16 protein-coding genes are annotated in these 17,744 nt (G+C 69.9%); 9 read left to right on the top strand and 7 right to left on the bottom strand.

Features of this window, described 5'->3' with window-relative positions; all coding sequences use genetic code 11:
- Window positions 1-312: 312 nt before the first annotated feature.
- From K9S39_RS17735 to K9S39_RS17715, 5 genes are all read right to left on the bottom strand, one after another.
- Window positions 313-1,071, bottom strand: coding sequence for a succinate dehydrogenase iron-sulfur subunit (locus K9S39_RS17735; RefSeq protein ID WP_248864340.1), 759 nt, complete (start codon window positions 1,069-1,071; stop codon window positions 313-315).
- Complete coding sequence (gene sdhA / locus K9S39_RS17730) at window positions 1,071-2,825, bottom strand: succinate dehydrogenase flavoprotein subunit (protein WP_248864339.1); 1,755 nt, start codon at window positions 2,823-2,825, stop codon at window positions 1,071-1,073. The genes K9S39_RS17735 and sdhA overlap by 1 nt, the downstream gene beginning before the upstream one ends.
- 33 nt (window positions 2,826-2,858) lie before the next feature.
- Complete coding sequence (locus K9S39_RS17725) at window positions 2,859-3,326, bottom strand: succinate dehydrogenase hydrophobic membrane anchor subunit (RefSeq protein WP_248864338.1); 468 nt, start codon at window positions 3,324-3,326, stop codon at window positions 2,859-2,861.
- A gap of 9 nt (window positions 3,327-3,335) precedes the next feature.
- The gene (gene sdhC, locus K9S39_RS17720) at window positions 3,336-3,716 is read right to left on the bottom strand and encodes a succinate dehydrogenase, cytochrome b556 subunit (protein WP_248864337.1); all 381 of its coding nucleotides are present in this window, start codon (window positions 3,714-3,716) and stop codon (window positions 3,336-3,338) included.
- Between the two features lie 232 nt (window positions 3,717-3,948).
- Window positions 3,949-4,473: a 2-oxo-4-hydroxy-4-carboxy-5-ureidoimidazoline decarboxylase gene (locus K9S39_RS17715; RefSeq protein ID WP_283113497.1), complete on the bottom strand. Its 525-nt coding sequence runs from the start codon at window positions 4,471-4,473 to the stop codon at window positions 3,949-3,951.
- A gap of 601 nt (window positions 4,474-5,074) precedes the next feature.
- Here K9S39_RS17715 and K9S39_RS17710 point away from each other — a divergent pair.
- From K9S39_RS17710 to K9S39_RS17700, 3 genes are all read left to right on the top strand, one after another.
- The gene (locus K9S39_RS17710) at window positions 5,075-6,751 is read left to right on the top strand and encodes a beta-N-acetylhexosaminidase (RefSeq protein ID WP_248864335.1); all 1,677 of its coding nucleotides are present in this window, start codon (window positions 5,075-5,077) and stop codon (window positions 6,749-6,751) included.
- Window positions 6,752-7,337: 586 nt separating this feature from the next.
- Entirely contained in the window at window positions 7,338-8,135 is a 798-nt protein-coding gene (locus K9S39_RS17705; protein ID WP_406708144.1) for an RNA polymerase sigma factor, read from the top strand.
- Window positions 8,135-9,247, top strand: coding sequence for a hypothetical protein (locus K9S39_RS17700; protein ID WP_248864333.1), 1,113 nt, complete (start codon window positions 8,135-8,137; stop codon window positions 9,245-9,247). The genes K9S39_RS17705 and K9S39_RS17700 overlap by 1 nt, the downstream gene beginning before the upstream one ends.
- A 263-nt stretch (window positions 9,248-9,510) precedes the next feature.
- Here the strand turns inward: K9S39_RS17700 and K9S39_RS17695 are convergent, their stop codons facing one another.
- Window positions 9,511-10,374, bottom strand: coding sequence for a L,D-transpeptidase family protein (locus K9S39_RS17695; protein ID WP_248864332.1), 864 nt, complete (start codon window positions 10,372-10,374; stop codon window positions 9,511-9,513).
- Window positions 10,375-10,526: 152 nt separating this feature from the next.
- On the opposite strand from K9S39_RS17695, the gene K9S39_RS17690 reads away from it, so the two are divergent.
- Window positions 10,527-12,125 carry an acyl-CoA mutase large subunit family protein gene (locus tag K9S39_RS17690; protein WP_248864331.1) on the top strand — a complete coding sequence of 533 codons (1,599 nt, stop codon included), beginning with the start codon at window positions 10,527-10,529 and terminating at the stop codon, window positions 12,123-12,125.
- A gap of 81 nt (window positions 12,126-12,206) precedes the next feature.
- Here the strand turns inward: K9S39_RS17690 and K9S39_RS17685 are convergent, their stop codons facing one another.
- A complete protein-coding gene (locus K9S39_RS17685) occupies window positions 12,207-12,926 on the bottom strand; it encodes a FadR/GntR family transcriptional regulator (RefSeq protein WP_406707959.1) in 720 nt (239 codons plus the stop codon).
- A 148-nt stretch (window positions 12,927-13,074) separates the two neighbouring features.
- On the opposite strand from K9S39_RS17685, the gene K9S39_RS17680 reads away from it, so the two are divergent.
- The 5 genes from K9S39_RS17680 (at window position 13,075) to K9S39_RS17665 (ending at window position 17,740) form a co-directional block, all read left to right on the top strand.
- Window positions 13,075-13,590 (top strand): gluconokinase, encoded by a 516-nt coding sequence (locus K9S39_RS17680; protein ID WP_248864330.1) that lies wholly within the window; start codon window positions 13,075-13,077, stop codon window positions 13,588-13,590.
- Window positions 13,591-13,728: 138 nt separating this feature from the next.
- Window positions 13,729-15,126: a GntT/GntP/DsdX family permease gene (locus K9S39_RS17675; protein WP_248864329.1), complete on the top strand. Its 1,398-nt coding sequence runs from the start codon at window positions 13,729-13,731 to the stop codon at window positions 15,124-15,126.
- A 237-nt stretch (window positions 15,127-15,363) separates the two neighbouring features.
- Window positions 15,364-15,495 carry a hypothetical protein gene (locus K9S39_RS42110; protein ID WP_283112382.1) on the top strand — a complete coding sequence of 44 codons (132 nt, stop codon included), beginning with the start codon at window positions 15,364-15,366 and terminating at the stop codon, window positions 15,493-15,495.
- Between the two features lie 126 nt (window positions 15,496-15,621).
- Complete coding sequence (locus K9S39_RS17670) at window positions 15,622-16,347, top strand: hypothetical protein (RefSeq protein WP_248864328.1); 726 nt, start codon at window positions 15,622-15,624, stop codon at window positions 16,345-16,347.
- Window positions 16,328-17,740, top strand: coding sequence for a hypothetical protein (locus K9S39_RS17665; RefSeq protein ID WP_248864327.1), 1,413 nt, complete (start codon window positions 16,328-16,330; stop codon window positions 17,738-17,740). Before K9S39_RS17670 ends, K9S39_RS17665 begins: the two co-directional genes overlap by 20 nt.
- Window positions 17,741-17,744 lie beyond the last annotated feature (4 nt).

The following is a 17,744-nucleotide window of genomic DNA, read 5'->3' as shown; positions in this document are numbered from 1 at the left end:
CCCGGTCGACCGGGAACTGCGTCCGGCGGGCCCAGGGCTGGTGTGCGTCCCGTCCTGCTGCTGCCATGAGGTGTCGGTCTTCTGCCATGAGGTGGCGGTGGCGCCGGCGGACGAGGAGCTGCCGCCGGTGCTGGTGTATCCGGCCAGGGCACCCGGAGACGCCGAAGGGCCCCGCTTCCGTCTCCGGAAGCGAGGCCCCCGCCCGCTCGCACAGCAACCATCACCCGAGGCACCCATACGGCGAGCAACCACCTCCGCGAGAGCGGCGCCGGATGAGGCGCACAAGGGGGCGGCGCCGGTTCAGGCGCAGGGTCAGAAGCGCCGAGTGATCAGCGCCCGCTTGACCTCCTGAATCGCCTTCGTGACCTCAATACCGCGCGGGCAGGCGTCCGTGCAGTTGAAGGTCGTACGGCAACGCCACACGCCGTCCTTGTCGTTGAGGATTTCGAGGCGCTGCTCGCCGCCCTCGTCACGGCTGTCGAAGATGAAGCGGTGTGCGTTGACGATGGCGGCCGGACCGAAGTACTGGCCGTCGTTCCAGAACACCGGGCAGGACGAGGTGCAGGCTGCGCAGAGGATGCACTTCGTGGTGTCGTCGAAGCGCTCGCGGTCCTCGGCGCTCTGCCGGCGCTCACGGGTCGGCTCGTTGCCGGTCGTGATCAGGAACGGCATCACATCGCGGTACGCCTGGAAGAAGGGCTCCATGTCGACGACGAGGTCCTTCATCACCGTCAGGCCCTTGATGGCCTCGATGGTGATCGGCTTCTGCGGGTTGATGTCCTTGATCAGCGTCTTGCACGCCAGACGGTTGCGGCCGTTGATGCGCATGGCGTCGGAGCCGCAGATGCCGTGGGCGCAGGAACGGCGGAAGGTCAGCGAACCGTCCTGGTCCCACTTGATCTTGTGGAGGGCGTCCAGGACGCGCTCCTTGGGGTCGATCTCCAGCTCGAAGTCCTGCCAGCTGGCGTCCTCCGAGACCTCCGGGTTGAACCGGCGGATCCGGAAGGTGACGGTGATGTACGGCGAGGCGTCCGCCTCGGTCGCCGCCTTGTCCAGAGTCGGGGTGCTCATCAGTACTTACGCTCCATCGGCTGGTAGCGGGTCTGTACGACCGGCTTGTAGTCGAGACGGATCGACTCGGCGCCGTCGTCGCCCACCTCGCGGTACGCCATGGTGTGCCGCATGAAGTTGACGTCGTCGCGGTTGGGGTAGTCCTCGCGGTAGTGACCGCCGCGGGACTCCTTGCGGGCGAGCGCGGAGACCGCCATGACCTCGGCCAGGTCGAGCAGGTTGCCCAGCTCGATGGCCTCCAGGAGGTCGGTGTTGAACCGCCTGCCCTTGTCCTGGATCGCCACGTTCCGGTAGCGCTCGCGCAGTTCGCCGATCTTCTCGACGGCCGTCTTGATCGTCTGCTCGGTGCGGAACACCATCACATTGGCGTCCATGGTCTCCTGCAGCTCCTTGCGGATCTCGGTGACCCGCTCGTTGCCGGTGGACGTGCGCAGCCGCTCGACCTGGTCGGCGACGAGCTGCGCCGGGTTCTCGGGCAGCTCGACGAAGTCGGCGGTGGCCGAGTACTCGGCGGCGGCGATACCGGCGCGGCGCCCGAAGACGTTGATGTCCAGCAGGGAGTTGGTACCGAGACGGTTGGCGCCGTGGACGGAGACGCAGGCGACCTCGCCGGCGGCGTACAGGCCCGGGACGACGGTGGTGTTGTCGGCCAGCACCTCGCCCTCGACGTTGGTGGGGATGCCGCCCATGGCGTAGTGCGCGGTCGGCTGGATCGGGATCGGGTCCGTGTAGGGCTCGATGCCGAGGTACGTCCGCGCGAACTCGGTGATGTCCGGCAGCTTGGCGTCCAGCTGCTCCGGCGGCAGGTGCGTCAGGTCCAGGAAGACGTGGTCGCCCTCGGGACCGCAGCCGCGGCCCTCGCGGATCTCCGTGTAGATGGAGCGCGAGACGACGTCACGGGACGCGAGGTCCTTCATGACCGGCGCGTACTTCTCCATGAAGCGCTCGCCGTCCTTGTTGCGGAGGATGCCGCCCTCACCGCGGGCGCCCTCCGTCAGCAGGATGCCCATGCGCCAGATCCCCGTCGGGTGGAACTGGAAGAACTCCATGTCCTCCAGCGGCAGCCCGCGGCGGTAGGCCGCGGCCTGGCCGTCACCGGTCAGGGTGTGCGCGTTGGAGGTCACCTTGAAGAACTTGCCGGTGCCGCCGGACGCGAAGATGATCGCCTTCGCCTGGAAGATGTGGATCTCGCCGGTCGCGAGTTCGTAGGCGACCACACCGGCGGACTTCTTGACGCCGTCGACGTCCTGGAGCAGCAGGTCCAGCACGTAGAACTCGTTGAAGAACTCCACGCCCTCCTTGACGCAGTTCTGATACAGCGTCTGGAGGATCATGTGGCCGGTGCGGTCCGAGGCGTAGCAGGACCGGCGGACCGGGGCCTCACCGTGGTTGCGGGAGTGGCCGCCGAAGCGGCGCTGGTCGATGGTGCCGTCCGGGGTGCGGTTGAACGGCAGGCCCATCTTCTCCAGGTCGAGGACCGAGTCGATGGCCTCCTTCGCGAGGATCTCGGCGGCGTCCTGGTCGACCAGGTAGTCACCGCCCTTGATGGTGTCGAAGGTGTGCCACTCCCAGTTGTCCTCCTCGACGTTCGCGAGGGCGGCGGCCATGCCGCCCTGGGCGGCGCCGGTGTGCGAGCGGGTCGGGTAGAGCTTCGTCAGGACCGCGGTGCGGCTGCGCTTCGTCGACTCGATGGCGGCGCGCATGCCCGCGCCGCCGGCGCCGACGATGACGGTGTCGTACTTGTGGATCTGCATGGGTTGGTACCTCTGTCCCTCGGTGCCCGGCGTCTAGCGGATGTTCGGGTCGAAGGTGAAGATCACCAGCGTGCCCAGAAGGACGGTGAACACCGTGGCGGTGTAGAGCAGCATCTTCAGCCAGAAGCGGGTGTTGTCCCGCTGCGCGTAGTCGTTGATGACGGTGCGCAGGCCGTTGGCGCCGTGCAGCATGGCCAGCCAGAGCATGATCAGGTCCCAGCCCTGCCAGAACGGCGAGGCCCAGCGGCCGGCCACGAACGCGAAGCCGATCTTGGAGACACCGCCGTCCAGCACGAGCTGGATCAGCAGATGGCCCAGGACCAGGACGACCAGGACGATGCCGGACAGCCGCATGAACAGCCAGCCGTACAGCTCGAAATTGGTACGGGTGGCCTTCGGGGTCTTCTTGGTGCGCTTGCGCGGCGGCTCGATGACGGGAGCCGGGTTGTCCACGTCGTACAGGGACACCGGGTCGTTCACAGGAGTCGTTTCAGCAGACATCTCGCGTCATCAGCTCCCGAACAGCGTGCGCAGGGTGTGCTGCAGCACGGGGTAGAAGGCACCGGCCATCAGTACGACCCAGACGCCGACAACGGTCCACAGCAGCTGCTTCTGGTACTTCGGGCCCTTGGCCCAGAAGTCCACCGCGACGACCCGGAGGCCGTTGAGCGCGTGGAAGAGGATGGCGGCCACCAGGCCGTACTCCATCACGTTGACAAGGGGCGTCTTGTAGGTCGCGACGACGTCGTCGTATGCCTCGGGCGAGACACGGACGAGAGCGGTGTCGAGGACGTGTACGAACAGGAAGAAGAAAATGAGGACGCCGGTGACTCGGTGAGCCACCCAGGACCACATGCCTTCCCGGCCGCGGTACAGCGTTCCAGCCGGCACGGAAAAACCCTCCGGAAACGGGGATTGGGGCCTGCCGGCTTCTCTGTCGGTCACGGCCCGGCCGGGTACGGTCCACCGGCCCTGGCCATCGTAGCGACGCGGTGTCGGTTCCTCCCGCCCGGGTCCTCAGGTGTGATCAAACAGGCACCAACGGGCTATCACACGAGGACGTAACGGGCCTTGTGGGAGACAAGCCGCGAGGGGCGACGAGGGGGAAGCGGGCGGGGCGGGTCTAAGGACGGCAGGCCGCGAGGCGGGCCAGACGGCCGCGGGCCAGCCGGCGCAGTTCCTCCGCGGTGACCGACCGCTCCTCGTCCAGGGGGTTGCCCAGCCGGGTGCGGATGCCGGACAGCACCCGGTCCAGCAGCTCGTCATCGGGGCAGTCGTCCAGGCAGATCACGAAGACATGACGGAAGCGCCGCTCGTATTCGGCGTGCGCGGCGCGCAGGGCGGTGTGCGCGGCGAGGGTGCCGAGGCCGCGGGCGCCCGAGAACGGGGGCGGGGAGACGGATTCGCGGGCGAGGGCCTCGTCCAGCTCGGCGGGAGTGAGGTCGTAGCAGGCTTCGTCGGAGGCGGCGAGCAGTGCGGCGAGGTCGGGGTACGGGCGGTGCGCGGCGATCCGCTCGGCCCAGCGGAGGGTGCCGCAGCAGCTCAGCAGCGCGGCCACGGTGTCGTCCGGCGCGAGGGCGTTGAAGCGGTCGAGCCCGACGCAGCCGGGAGGCCCCTGTGGCGGAACGATCCGGCTCTGCGAAGGTATGCCGCACCGCGGGGAATGCGAGGGGTGCAGCGTCGGCCGGGTGGCCGGGTTGTCACCGGACAGCGTGGGCTCCTCGGGCGGATACGGATGGATGGGGAGGGAGAGGGATGGAGGGGGAGGGGACGCGGTGGGTGCGGCGGGCCGGCGGGTGTCGGACGGTCACTGGCGGACGGTGGACGGCAATCCGGACGAAAACCGGATGAAGCAGTTTGAAGTGTCGTCGAATTGCTCGAATCTGTCTGAAGCGGTCTGAAGTGTTCTGAAGTGGATTCACATGGTTTCTGTGGATGGAAACGGATGGAAGCGGATGAAAGCTGACGAGGCCGGACGGGCGTCGGACGGCTGCGAACCGGAGGCGGGTGCGGCGGCGGTGGCGCGGACGAGGCGTCACCCCGGTGAACACCGGCGGTCCGGGGAGCCCCGGGCGGGGGTGCGGATCGAGACGCCACGCTAACGACGGCCGCCGATCACTGTCCGACGGATGCGCGAATTTCACCCGGATGGGAGAGCTTTCGCGCGCTTGGTGGACGACTCGCTCCTCGTGGACGGCTCGCTCCGCGCACCTGGCAATGCCTTCGCCCAGAAAAGTGAGGATTGCACGATGTCGTATCCGAAGGGCCTGGCGAACGGGGCCGCGCTGCTGGCCGCGGTGCTGGCCATCGTGCCCGCGCTCACCAGCTGTTCGGGCGCGGCGGACACCCGGCCGCCCGGCAGCCCCGGCGCCTCCCCCCACCCCACACCGGCCGTCCCCACCCCCACCTGGGCCAAGGTCGAGGGGCCGCCCCGCACCGTCCCGGCCGTACGGGCCTTCCGCCCGGCCGACGGGCGCGGCTGGCGCCCGTCCAAGTCGGCCCGTGTCGTGGTCCCGGACGGTGCCAAGAGCACCGTCGCCGACGAGGCCCGGCTGCTGGCGAAGGACCTGGGCGGCCTGCCGGTCGTCTGGGGCAAGCAGACCGTACGGCCCGGGGACATCGAGCTGAAGCTGACCGGGAAGGCCGGGAAGGGGCGGTCGGACAACGCACCGGCCCGCAACGCCGCCGACGAGTCCTACACCCTGACCGCCCGCGACACCCGCCTCACCCTCACGGCACCCACCGACGCCGGCGTCTTCTACGGCACCCGCACCGTCAAGCAGGCCGTACGCGCCGCCGGCGGCCTCCCCGAGGGCACCATCGAGGACCGGCCGGACCGCCCGCGGCGCGGCATGATGCTGGACAACGCCCGCAAGCCGTTCAGCGCGAAGTGGATCGAGGACCGCATCCGGGAGCTCGGCGACCTCAAGCTCAACCAGCTCCATCTGCACTTCTCCGACGACCAGGGCTTCCGCATCGAGAGCGACACCCACCCGGAGATCGTCTCCAGGGACCACCTCACCAAGGACCAGGTCCGTCATCTGGTGCGGCTCGCCCGGAGCCGGCATATCGCCGTCGTCCCGGAGATCGACTCGCCGGGCCACCTGGGCGCCGTCCTGAAGCAGTACCCCGATCTCCAGTTGCGCACCGCACAGGGCAGCAGAGTGCGCGGCGCGATCGACATCTCCAAGCCGGAGTCCGCCGAGCTGGTCGATTCGCTGCTGCGGGAGTACGCGGAGCTGTTCAGCAACCCCAAGGGCACCGACGCGTACTGGCACCTGGGCGGCGACGAGTACCAGGCGCTGATGTCCAGCAACCCGGAGAGCAGGTATCCGCAGCTGGCGCAGGCCGCACGGGAGAAGTACGGGTCGAACGGCACCATCGAGGACCTGGCGACCGGCTGGCTCAACGACCGGGAGAAGACCGTGCGGGCGGCCGGCAAGAACCGTATCGAGGCATGGAGCGACGGGTTCTTCGCCGGAGGGCGGGTAAAGCCGCCCAAGGACCGGATCGCCGACTACTGGACCGGCAAGGAGATCGGGGCGCGCGACCCCGCGGCGTATCTGCGCGAGGGCCGCACGGTGATGAACTTCAACGACGAGTACCTCTACTACGTGCTCGGCGAGCCCAACCAGTTCACCTATCCGACCGGTGAGCGGATCTACCGCGCCTGGACCCCGCGGGTGCTGCGCGGCACCTCGCCGGTGGCGGTGCCCGAGGGGCAGACCGGTCCGGACCGGATTCCGGGGGCGCGGTTCGCGATCTGGTGCGATCTGGCCGATGCGCAGACACCGCAGCAGGTCGCGGACGGGATCCGGATGCCGCTCGCGGCGCTGGCGCAGAAGACGTGGGACCCGCGGCCGCCGAAGATGTCGTGGGCGGACTTCAAGGCGCTGGCCGACCGGGTGAGGGGCGGCCGGGGGTGAAGAAGGGCGCGTCGTAGGCGCGAGAGCCGGACGGGAAGGACGCGTCACGGGCGCGTCGGCACGAGAGGCGAACGAGGACGGCCGGGGCCGCCACCCCCCACAGGAGAGGCCCCGGCCGTCGTTCGCGGAGGGCCCGTGAAGGCCCTCTATTCGGTACAGCGTCACACGCCCCGAAAGCGTCACACGGGGTGCGGGGCGGCGCACGGCCCGTGCTCTGGACGCAGGCCGGGCAGGGCCCGTAACGTGCGGTTTCGCGCCGATAGGCGGGTCGGCCGGACCGGTTCGGCGCGGCAGAACCGCCGGGTTGCGCCGGTATCCGGGCGGCTGATTCCGGGGCTTCGGACGGTTCCTTGATCGCTCCGTGCGAGGGCCGGGGTTCGGAGAGTGTGCCCGCACGGGTTACCGTCAGCGGGAACACGTCGGGTTACCGGGGGTCCCGGCACGCCGTGACACCGAGCCGGTGAACGGCGACGACCAGAAGAAGCAGCCGAGCGACGCAGTACAGCAGCAGCGAAGCAGTGAAGCAGCAAGAACCGGGCGGCGGACTTTCCGCGTGCGACAGGATGGACCCGTGCGAGGGGACGACATTCAGCCGGACGACCGTCGGCTGACGCTTGCCGTGCAGGCGGCACAGAACGGCGACGAAACGGCGTTTCGTACCGTCTACCGGGCCGTGCATCCCCGACTTCTCGGATATGTACGGACCTTGGTGGGCGAACCGGACGCCGAGGATGTCGCGTCCGAGGCATGGCTGCAGATCACCCGCGACCTCGCCCGCTTCAGCGGCGACGCCGACCGGTTCCGCGGCTGGGCCGCCCGTATCGCCCGCAACCGCGCCCTGGACCACATCCGGATGCGCGGCCGCCGCCCCGTGATCGGCGGCGATGAGAGCGAACTCGCCGACACCCCCAGCACGGCCGACACCATGGGGGAGGCGATGGAGGCCCTCGGCACCGGCCGCACCTTCCGCCTCATAGCCAGGCTCCCGCAGGACCAGGCCGAGGCCGTGGTGCTGCGGGTGGTCGTCGGCCTGGACGCCAAGAGCGCGGCGCACGTGCTCGGCAAACGGCCCGGCGCGGTCCGCACCGCCGCGCACCGGGGACTGCGACGGCTCGCCGACCTGATCGGCGACGAGCCCGGCATCGGGACGGGCCCGGGTGCCGGCGGCGACCAGGAGGACGGCGAAGGCCACCCGCGAGACCGTGCCGGCGGTACGGGGCAGAGCGTGGACACCCGCGCCGAACAGCTCGAAGAGGGCGGCGGCAAGGATGGTGGAACGATAGACGGGGTGCCCGCACAGGGCCGAAAACGCCGCGACGGCGTGGCGGAATCGTACTCACCGGGTGTGACGGAAACGGCCGCACGAACGCAGAAGGACATGTGATGGCCGACGACCCGTACAACTGGCTCGACAAGGACGCTGCGGAGCGAATGCTGCGCGGTGACCCGGTCGGTTCCCGGGACGGCGTCGGCGCACGGGAGCTCGAACAGCTTCTGGCGGCCGCCAAGGCCGTCGGCGCGGGCGCACCCGGCACCGCCGAGCTGCCCGGCGAAGAGGCCGCCCTGGCCGCCTTCCGCCGCGCCCACCACGGCACCGGCCCCCGGGTCTCCGCGGTGAGCGGCACCCGCTCCGGCGGCTTCGCCGAACGTACCTGCCTGGGACGTCCCTTTCGACGCGGATTCGCGGTCGCGCTGACGGTCTGCGCCATCGGCGGCGTCGCCGTCGCGGCCGGCACCGGCATGCTGCCCCCCTTCGAGGGCGACGGCCCGGAGCCCGAGCCCGGCTCCAGCGTCTCCGCCGCCGAAACGCCCGGCATCCTCGAAAGCAAGCAGCCGAGCGGAGGCACGGCGTCCCCGTCACCCCACCAGACCCCCGGCGAACACAGCCCCGGCCCCAGCGGCACCACGTCCCCGGGCGGCGGGCCCAGCGGCAGCCAGCGCCCCGGGGGCGGCGGTGGTCGTGACAACACCGCCGGCGGATCCGGTGACGACGGGAAAACCCGTCCCGGCGACGTCGACAGCAAGAAGCTCCTCCTCTCCCTGTGCCGCGACTACCAGTCCGGCAAGGGCGACAGCATGGACAGCGACAAGCTCGGCCGCCTGGCGCGCGAGGCCGGCAGCCGCGACAAGGTGGGCGACTTCTGCCGTACGTATCTGGCATCCCACCAGGACGACGGCCGCTCGGGTGACAACAATGGCAACGGTGGCGACGACGGCCACAGCGGCGGATCCGGCGGATCCGGCGGTTCGGACCACGGCAACGCCAATGGCGGCGGCAAGGGGAACGGCGGCGGGAGCGGGAACGGCGGGGGCAACGGGAAGGGCGGTCGCGAGGGTGGCGACAACGCTGCCCGGGCGCTCTCGACGAACACGTCCACCGGCGCATTCGCCACGGTCACGTCCACCGGCGCATTCGCCACGGCGTCCGCCCCCTCCGTGACCCCGTCCGACACCGTCAGCCCCACCGCGAGCCCGTCCCCAACCGGCCAGGTGTGACGTTTTTTGAGCCAGTGACGCAGTAGAGATTGAAGCCGACTGGTCATCGGCTGCGCAGGAGCCGGGGTCCCCCCCGTACCTTCGGTTCCGCGCACTCGGCGCGGGCGGGGCACGTTCCCCCGGCCCTGCCCGCGCCTGTTCTTTGCGGCCAAACCGCCGCCGCTCTCGCGTAGGTGGTCGCTGTGGGTGGGGGGCTCAATGGGTGGGGGGCTCAATTTTGGCCTCCGTCAAAGACCTGGGCGGGCCGGGGGAACGGGAATCCGCTAGTGGTAGATGACCACCTTCGTGCCCTTCCCCGCTTGGGCGAAGACGGCGGCGATCTTTCTCTCATCCCTTACGTTCACGCAGCCGTGTGACGCGCCCGCATAACCTCGGGCTGCGAAGTCCTTCGAATAGTGGATCGCCTGACCGCCGCTGAAGAACATCGCATACGGCATCGCCGAGTGGTAAATCGTCGAGACGTGGTGTCGGCTCTTGAAGGTGATGGGGAAAGTGCCCTCGCGGGTCGGGGAATACTGCGAGCCGAAGCGGACATCCATTGCCGAGACGATCTTTCCGTCGACCATCCAGGCGAGGGTGTTGCTCTTCTTGCTTATGCAGATCACGCGGCCCCTCATACAGCGTGGATCGGGAGTGTCCAGCGGCTTGGTGGTGGGCGGGTAGAGCTCGCTCCGCGACGGTTGGCGGGTGCGGGCGAGCAGCGCTTTCCAGGTGCTGGGCTGTACGGCACCGGTGCGTGGTTCGCCCTGTTGTTTCTGGAACGCCCGGACGGCGGCGCTGGTGACCGAGGCGTAGTAGCCCGTCGGCGAGCGGTCGAAGAGGTCCAGCTGGGCCAGCCGGGCCTGGAGTTCGCGGACCTTGGCGCCCTGGGAGCCGTACGCCATGACGGGCTGGGCCGGGCGGTGGGGGCGGGCGTGCTTCGTGGGGGGCGCGGGCTTGGTGGTGGCCGGTGGGGTGTGGGCGGTGTCTGCCGCCGGGGCCTGCCGGCTCGTCGTGCCGTCCGGCGCGCCGGCGCCCGTGACGGTCACCGGGCGGCAGCCGACGACGGCCACCATCACCATGACCGCCCATGCCACGGCTACCAGCAGCGCCGTACCCGCCGCCGGTCTTCCGCTGCCCCGTCGCATGCTCCACCCCCGGGAGTCGCAGGTGACTCCGCCACCATTGATGCGGATGACACAGCCACCGTTGATGCTTCCCAGCGCTGCGCGGTGATGAACCTGCGGGCATCCTGTGAGCAAGACGTAATAACCCGTCACTCAGTGGGAGGCGGACACCCATGGCGCGCGAGCCGGGCAGTGTGCGGTACAACGAGAGCGGTCTGCCCATCAAGCCCGTCTACGGGCCGGAGGCGCTGGCCGGCTGGGATCCGGAGCGCCGGCTCGGCGCCCCCGGCGCATATCCCTTCACCCGCGGCGTCTATCCGTCGATGTATACCGGTCGGCCCTGGACGATGCGCCAGTACGCGGGCTTCGGCACCGCGCGGGAATCCAACGCCCGCTACCGGCAGCTGATCGCCCACGGCACCACCGGACTGTCGGTCGCCTTCGACCTGCCGACGCAGATGGGCCACGACTCGGACAAGCCCATCGCGGCGGGCGAGGTCGGCAAGGTCGGAGTGGCCGTCGACTCCGTCGAGGACATGCGGGTGCTCTTCGGCGGGATTCCGTTGGACCGGGTCTCCACCTCCATGACCATCAACGCCCCCGCCGCCCTTCTCCTGCTCCTCTACCAACTCGTGGGCGAGGAAGAAGGGGTGGCGGGTGATCAGCTGACCGGCACCATCCAGAACGACGTCCTGAAGGAATACATCGCGCGGGGCACCTACATCTTCCCGCCCAAGCCCTCCCTCCGCCTCATCGCGGATATCTTCAAATACTGCCGGGCCGAGATCCCCAAATGGAACACCATCTCCATCTCCGGTTACCACATGGCGGAGGCCGGCGCCTCGCCCGCGCAGGAAATCGCGTTCACCCTCGCCAATGGGGTGGAGTACGTCCGCACCGCGGTCGCCGCCGGTATGGACGTCGACGACTTCGCGCCCCGTCTCTCCTTCTTCTTCGTCTCCCGTACGACGCTTCTCGAAGAAGTCGCCAAATTCCGTGCGGCGCGGCGCATTTGGGCACGCGTCATGAAGGAGGAATTCGGCGCCCGGAATCCGAAATCACTCATGCTGCGCTTCCATACGCAGACCGCGGGCGTCCAGCTCACCGCCCAGCAGCCGGAGGTGAATCTGGTCCGGGTGGCCGTCCAGGGCCTGGCCGCGGTCCTCGGCGGCACCCAGTCACTGCACACCAACTCCTTCGACGAGGCCATCGCACTGCCGACGGACAAGGCGGCCCGGCTCGCGCTGCGCACCCAGCAGGTGCTCGCGTACGAGACCGATGTCACCGCCACCGTCGACCCGTTCGCCGGTTCCTACGCCGTCGAGTCGATGACGGACGAGGTGGAGGCCGCGGCGGTCGCGCTGATGGCGCGGGTCGAGGAGCTGGGCGGGGCGGTGGCCGCCATCGAACGCGGCTTGCAGAAGGGCGAGATCGAGCGCAACGCGTATCGCATCGCACAGGAGACGGACGCCGGCGAACGGGTCGTGGTCGGCGTCAACCGTTTCCAGCTGGACGAGGAGGAGCCCTACGAACCGCTGCGCGTCGACCCGGCGATCGAGGCCCAGCAGGTCGAGCGGCTGGCCGTGCTGCGGCACCGCCGCAACGAGCCGGCGGTGACCGCCGCGCTGGACGCCCTGAAGAAGGCCGCCGAGGGCAGCGGCAACGTGCTGTACCCGATGAGGGAGGCACTGCGGGCGCGAGCCACGGTGGGGGAGGTGTGTGATGCGTTGCGGGGGGTGTGGGGGACGTATGTGCCGACGAATGCGTTCTAGGTGGTCGCTGCGCTGTGCTTGGGGGCGGCCGGGTTGCTCGCCACGATGGGGGCGCGCGTCCGGTGTCGAGTGTCGGCCCCGTTACGGCGCCAGCACGTCCAGTTCCGCCATCGCCCCCAGTGTGATCTCCCGCGTCAGCGACTCCGCCCGTTCCGCGTCCCCCGTGCGTACCGCCTCCGCGACCTGGACGTGCAGGGTGACCGCGGCCGGGTCGGGGTCCGTGAACATCACATGGTGCTGGGTGCGGCCGGTCAGTACGGCCGCGACCACATCGCCGAGCCGGGCGAACATCTCGTTGCCGGACGCGGTGAGCACCACCCGGTGGAAGGCCACGTCGTGCACGAGGTACGCGTCGAGCTGCCGGCCGCGTGAGGTGGCCACCATCCCCATGGCGTGTTCGGTGAGTTCGGCGCACTGGGCGGGGGTGGCGTGCTGGGCGGCGAGGCCCGCGGCGACCGGTTCGACGGCCGAGCGCAGAACGGTCAGCGAGCGCAGCTGGCGGGGGCGGTCCGGGCCGGCCAGCCGCCAGCCGATCACCCGCGGGTCGTAGACGTTCCACTCCTCGGCCGGGCGGACGGTCACCCCGACCCGGCGCCGGGAGGCGACCAGCCGCATGGACTCCAGGACCCGGATCGCCTCACGGATGACCGTGCGGGAGACATCGAAGCGCTGCTCCAGCTCGTCCGTCCGCAGGACCGTGCCCGGAGGGTGGTCGCCCGCGGTGATCGCGGGCCCCAGGGACTCCAGCACGCGGGCGTGCAGCCCCTTCCCCTCGTTCTCCAAGGGCCCCTCGTTCTCCATGGGCCAAGCCTACGTTCCGCCGACTCGGAATTAAGTATGGCGTTTGATTCGTAGCTCTTGAATACGTCATACCTAATCGGGTTCAGTGGGGTGCCCACGCGGTCGACGCAGACCGCGCGCCGGCGAGCGAGACAGCGAGGTATTCGGAATGAGCACGCCCCACGTCATCGTCGTGATGGGAGTGGCCGGCACCGGGAAGACGACCATCGGCCCGCTGGTGGCCGCGGCCCTCGGCGTCCCCTACGCCGAGGGCGACGACTTCCACCCCCCGGCCAACATCGCCAAGATGTCGGCGGGCACCCCGCTGGACGACCACGACCGCGGCCCCTGGCTGGACGCGATCGGCGCCTGGGCGCACGACCGGGCCGGCCGCGGCGGAGTGGTCAGCAGCTCCGCCCTCAAGCGCGCCTACCGCGACCGGCTGCGCGCGGCCGCGCCCGAAGCCGTCTTTCTGCATCTCACCGGCGACCGCGCGCTGATCGAGCGGCGCATGGCCGAGCGCAAGGGCCACTTCATGCCGGCCGCCCTGCTGGACTCCCAGTTCGCCACGCTCGAACCGCTCGGCGCCGACGAGGCCGGCGTCGCGGTGGATGTCTCCGGGACGCCGGAGGAGGTCGCCGGACGGGCGGTGGCCGCGCTGCGCCGGCGGGAGCAGGCCGGCTAGGGCCCGCCCCCTGGACAGGCCCCAGCGGTCCGCCCGCACGCATGGCGGCCATGTGGGCCCCACCGAAAGCCCCCACCCCAAAGCCCCACCCCCCACTGCCACCACCGCACCATTCCCCCTCCGAGCAACGGAATCCCCGTGACACATCTCAGCGTCGAGATGCTCGCAGCGGATGCGGCCGAGCCCATCACCTCGGCCGGTCATGCGCAGCTGGGCATCGCCGTTCTGGCCGGCATCGCCGTCATCGTCCTGCTCATCACCAAGTTCAAGCTCCACGCCTTTCTGTCGCTGATCATCGGCTCGCTGGCGCTCGGCGCGATCGCCGGCGCGCCCCTCGACAAGGCGATAGCCGGCTTCTCGACCGGACTCGGCGCCACCGTCGCCGGCACCGGCGTACTGATCGCGCTCGGCGCCGTCCTCGGCAAGCTGCTCGCCGACTCCGGCGGCGCGGACCAGATCGTCGACACGATCCTCGCGAAGGCGAGCCGGGGTGCCATGCCCTGGGCGATGGTGCTGATCGCCGGAATCGTCGGCCTGCCGCTCTTCTTCGAAGTGGGGATCGTCCTCCTCATCCCCGTCGTGCTGCTGGTCGCCAAACGCGGCAACTTCTCCCTGATGCGCATCGGCATCCCGGCGCTCACCGGACTGTCCGTCATGCACGGTCTCATTCCGCCGCACCCCGGTCCGCTTGTCGCTCTCGACGCGGTCGGCGCGAACCTCGGCATCACCCTCGCGCTGGGCGTGGTCGTCGCCATCCCGACCGCGATCGTCGCGGGCCCGGTCTTCTCCCGTTACGCGGCCCGCTGGGTGGACATCCAGCCGCCGCAGAAGCTGGTCCCCGAGCGCGCTTCCGACGACCTCGAAAAGCGCCCCGGTTTCACCGTCACTGTCGCGACCGTTCTCCTGCCGGTCGTGATGATGCTGGCCAAGGCACTGGTGGACATCGTCATCGAGGACCCGGAGAACACCACCCAGAGAGTCTTCGACGTCGTCGGCTCCCCGCTCGTCGCCCTCCTCACCGCCGTCATCGTCGCGATGTTCACGCTGGGCCGGGCGGCCGGTTTCAGCAAGGGCCGGATCGCCACGACCGTCGAGAAGTCGCTCGGCCCGATCGCCGGTGTGCTGCTGATCGTCGGCGCGGGCGGCGGTTTCAAGCAGACGCTGGTGGACGCGGGTGTCGGCCAGATGATCCTGGAGATCTCCAAGCACTGGAACATCTCCACCCTGCTGCTGGCCTGGCTGATCGCGGTCGCCATCCGCCTCGCGACCGGCTCCGCCACGGTGGCCACCATCTCCGCCGCCGGCCTGGTCGCCCCGCTCGCCGCCGATATGAGCACCCCGCACGGCGCCCTGCTGGTCCTGGCCATCGGCTCCGGCTCGTTGTTCTTCAGCCATGTCAACGACGCCGGGTTCTGGATGGTCAAGGAGTACTTCGGCATGAGCGTCGGCCGGACGCTGAAGACGTGGTCGGTGATGGAGACGCTGATCTCGGTCGTGGGGATTGTGTGCGTGCTGTTGTTGTCGTTGGTGGTCTGAGGGTGCGGCCGTTGTCGTTGATCGTTGGTGAACTGAGGGTGCAGTTGCTGTCGTCGGTGGTCTGAATCTGCTCGGGGCGGCGGCGCCCGGCCGGTGCTCGGACCGGCCGGACGCCGTCCCTCCTGTTGCCGAACGCGTGCATGGGGCCGGATGCCTGGTCGTGCGGCGCTGAGGCTACGGTGTAGGCCGTTCGGGCCGCGAGGGCCCCACGGACGACGAAGAGACGGGGACTGTGTCGTGGGTCGAGGCGAGCCCGATACCCCGAAGCGTGTCGACGAGAGTGAGTTCCTGGAGATCACCAGGGATCCGGTGGACGCGCGAGTGCTGCGGGAGTCACTGGAGAAGCTGGCCGGGGAATTGCATTCATGAGCTTCCACGTCATACCCGGCGACGTCGCCGCTTACGGCAAGATGATCGAGCGGGCGCACCAGGACATGGCGGAGGCCCGCACCTTCCGACTTCTGGGCGCAGGTGCAGCAGGGGGCGCAGGAGCGGATGGACGGGCTGGTCTGGTCCCGCGTGGACTCCGTCACCGCCGAGGGGGCGAATCCGGCCCTCGGGCTGCTCGGTATCGGGCTCGACCTCCTGAGCCCGACGACGCTCGTCAACGAGGCCATCAAGTTCGTCTTCGACTTCGACCTGTTCGGCGAGGCGGCGAAGATGCTCTCGGGGGACTGGGAGAGCTACGGCGACTGCGCCAACGCCTGGGGCTCGCTGGCCTCGTTCTTCCAGGCCATCAGTGGCAATGTGCACAAGGGGAACAACCTCCTCGGCGAGACGTGGACGGGTAACGCCTCCGACACGCGTTACGACTTCGACGAGCTCAAGAAGAAACTGAGCGATAGCGGCGACTGCCACGACAACCTCAAGGCGGCCTATGAGGACGTCGCCGGCCAGATCCAGCAGTTCGCCGACGGCCTGAAGGCGGGGCTGATCCTCATCAGCGACATGGCGATCTCCATCGCCGTCGAGATCGCGGTCGCCACCGGCGCCGCGAGCACGGGTGTCGGCCTGGTCGTGACGGGTGGTGCGGCCGCGCTGATCGCCCGTCAGGCGGCGAAGATGATCGCCGAGTGGTCGAAGATCATCGATGCGCTGTCGGCCCTGTACGCCGCGATCAACGTGGCCTTCGGTATCGGGGGCGCGGCCCTCGACGGAAACCTCGATGCGGTGCAGAAGTTCCCGAGGCCGGGCGGAAGCTATGACCATCAGGCCGTCTGACGTCGGGCGCGTGCTGAAGTGGGGCGGGCTGGCCGGCGTCGCGGTGAGCCTGCTCCTCCGGTACGTCGAACCGGCCCCGCGCTGGGACGTGCTGGCCTGCATGGGCGTGGGCCTGCTCGGGCTGCTGGTCTCCTGGGTGAGCGCACGCCGGGAGCGGGCGGCGGATCAGGACGTGTCAGAGGTGGCGGAAGGGGCGACGCCGTCCTCGCCGACCGGGTTCCGGCTGCACGCAGACTGGCGGCCCGACCGTACGCAGCGGCAGCAGTTCGGTGCCCTGCTCCTCCTGCTGTCCGTCGCCTTCCTCCTCTTCGGTTCGGCCTCGCATGTCACGCCCCAACTGGCCGACGCCCGCGACGGTTCAGCGAGCATCGACCAGGTGAAGGTCACCAAAGTGCTGTCGCACAGCTCCAGGCCGATCCGGGGCGGCGGCATGTCGCACACCTCGAAGCTCTCCGTCACGGTTGACAGCGGCGATGGCGACGGCTCGGCCGGGAAGGGGGCGAGCCTGCAGGGCATGATCATGACGTCCAGCTCGGTGGGATACGGCGAGCGGCTCTGGGCACTTCACGTCCCGGGCGAGAACGATAGAGGCGTCCAATTGGCCGAGAGCCGCGACGAGTTGGAGGCGCTCCGGGACGGCGGCATCCGCCCGTCCGGGGCGCTGCTCGGCATTTCCGCCGCCGCGGCCGCGGGGGGCCTCGCGCTGCTGCTGCGCCGTCGCCTCAAGCGGTTCGACGACAGCGGGCCGGCGGTGGCGGAGGCGCTGCGTACGGGGAATGCGCAGGCGCTTGCCGTGACGTCGGCGGGCACCGCGCCGGAGGGCAGGCGGTCGCTCGGCGTCGGCCTGCGCCATATGGCCGAGGACGGCGAGCGGCAGCTCTTCGTCAGCCGGTTCGTCGATGTCGAGCATCTCGCGGACGCGCTGTGCGGCCGTACCGCCTGGCTGTACTGGGAGCGTGCCGGCGACCGGGATGCGCCGCTGGGCCGGCCCGGTCGAAGAGGCGAGCTGCTGCCCGCCGTGCTGGTGATCGGTAGTGGTGCCGGGGCGCGGTATGTGCGTGGCTGGATGCCGCGGAAGCCCGAATGGCCGGTCGCACAGGGGCGGCGGCTGGGTCCGGTGAGCCCCGATACGTGCCCGGAGGTACGGCGGTTGGGCGCGGGGACGCTGCGTCCGCCACGGCCGCGCGTCGGCGCGGTGATGTGGCTGGGCCTCGCGGCGCTGGCGGCGGTGGCTGCGGCGGCCTTCCCGATCGGCGGGGGCGGTCAGGCGCTGACCCAGGTCGTCATCGTGGTGACCGTCCTCTGCACCATCGTCGGCATGCGGAAGACCGAGGCGAAGTGGCGCCCCTCCGCGCGCCGTCAGGAGCGGAGGGACGCGGCGGGCAACGGATAGCCGT

Source organism: Streptomyces halobius, assembly GCF_023277745.1.
GTDB classification, from domain to species: domain Bacteria; phylum Actinomycetota; class Actinomycetes; order Streptomycetales; family Streptomycetaceae; genus Streptomyces; species Streptomyces halobius.
Note: the sequence above shows the minus strand (reverse complement) of the source record. Positions and strands in the feature narration are given on the sequence as shown.

Excerpts from the sequence above, each read along its gene's own strand:
- K9S39_RS17735 (WP_248864340.1), bottom strand. The coding sequence starts at position 1,071 with ATGAGCACCCCGACTCTGGACAAGGCGGCGACCGAGGCGGACGCCTCG.
- sdhA (WP_248864339.1), bottom strand. The coding sequence starts at position 2,825 with ATGCAGATCCACAAGTACGACACCGTCATCGTCGGCGCCGGCGGCGCG.
- K9S39_RS17725 (WP_248864338.1), bottom strand. The coding sequence starts at position 3,326 with ATGTCTGCTGAAACGACTCCTGTGAACGACCCGGTGTCCCTGTACGAC.
- K9S39_RS17710 (WP_248864335.1), top strand. The coding sequence starts at position 5,075 with ATGTCGTATCCGAAGGGCCTGGCGAACGGGGCCGCGCTGCTGGCCGCG.
- K9S39_RS17700 (WP_248864333.1), top strand. The coding sequence starts at position 8,135 with ATGGCCGACGACCCGTACAACTGGCTCGACAAGGACGCTGCGGAGCGA.
- K9S39_RS17695 (WP_248864332.1), bottom strand. The coding sequence starts at position 10,374 with ATGCGACGGGGCAGCGGAAGACCGGCGGCGGGTACGGCGCTGCTGGTA.
- K9S39_RS17690 (WP_248864331.1), top strand. The coding sequence starts at position 10,527 with ATGGCGCGCGAGCCGGGCAGTGTGCGGTACAACGAGAGCGGTCTGCCC.
- K9S39_RS17685 (WP_406707959.1), bottom strand. The coding sequence starts at position 12,926 with ATGGAGAACGAGGGGCCCTTGGAGAACGAGGGGAAGGGGCTGCACGCC.
- K9S39_RS17680 (WP_248864330.1), top strand. The coding sequence starts at position 13,075 with ATGAGCACGCCCCACGTCATCGTCGTGATGGGAGTGGCCGGCACCGGG.
- K9S39_RS17670 (WP_248864328.1), top strand. The coding sequence starts at position 15,622 with ATGGACGGGCTGGTCTGGTCCCGCGTGGACTCCGTCACCGCCGAGGGG.
- K9S39_RS17665 (WP_248864327.1), top strand. The coding sequence starts at position 16,328 with ATGACCATCAGGCCGTCTGACGTCGGGCGCGTGCTGAAGTGGGGCGGG.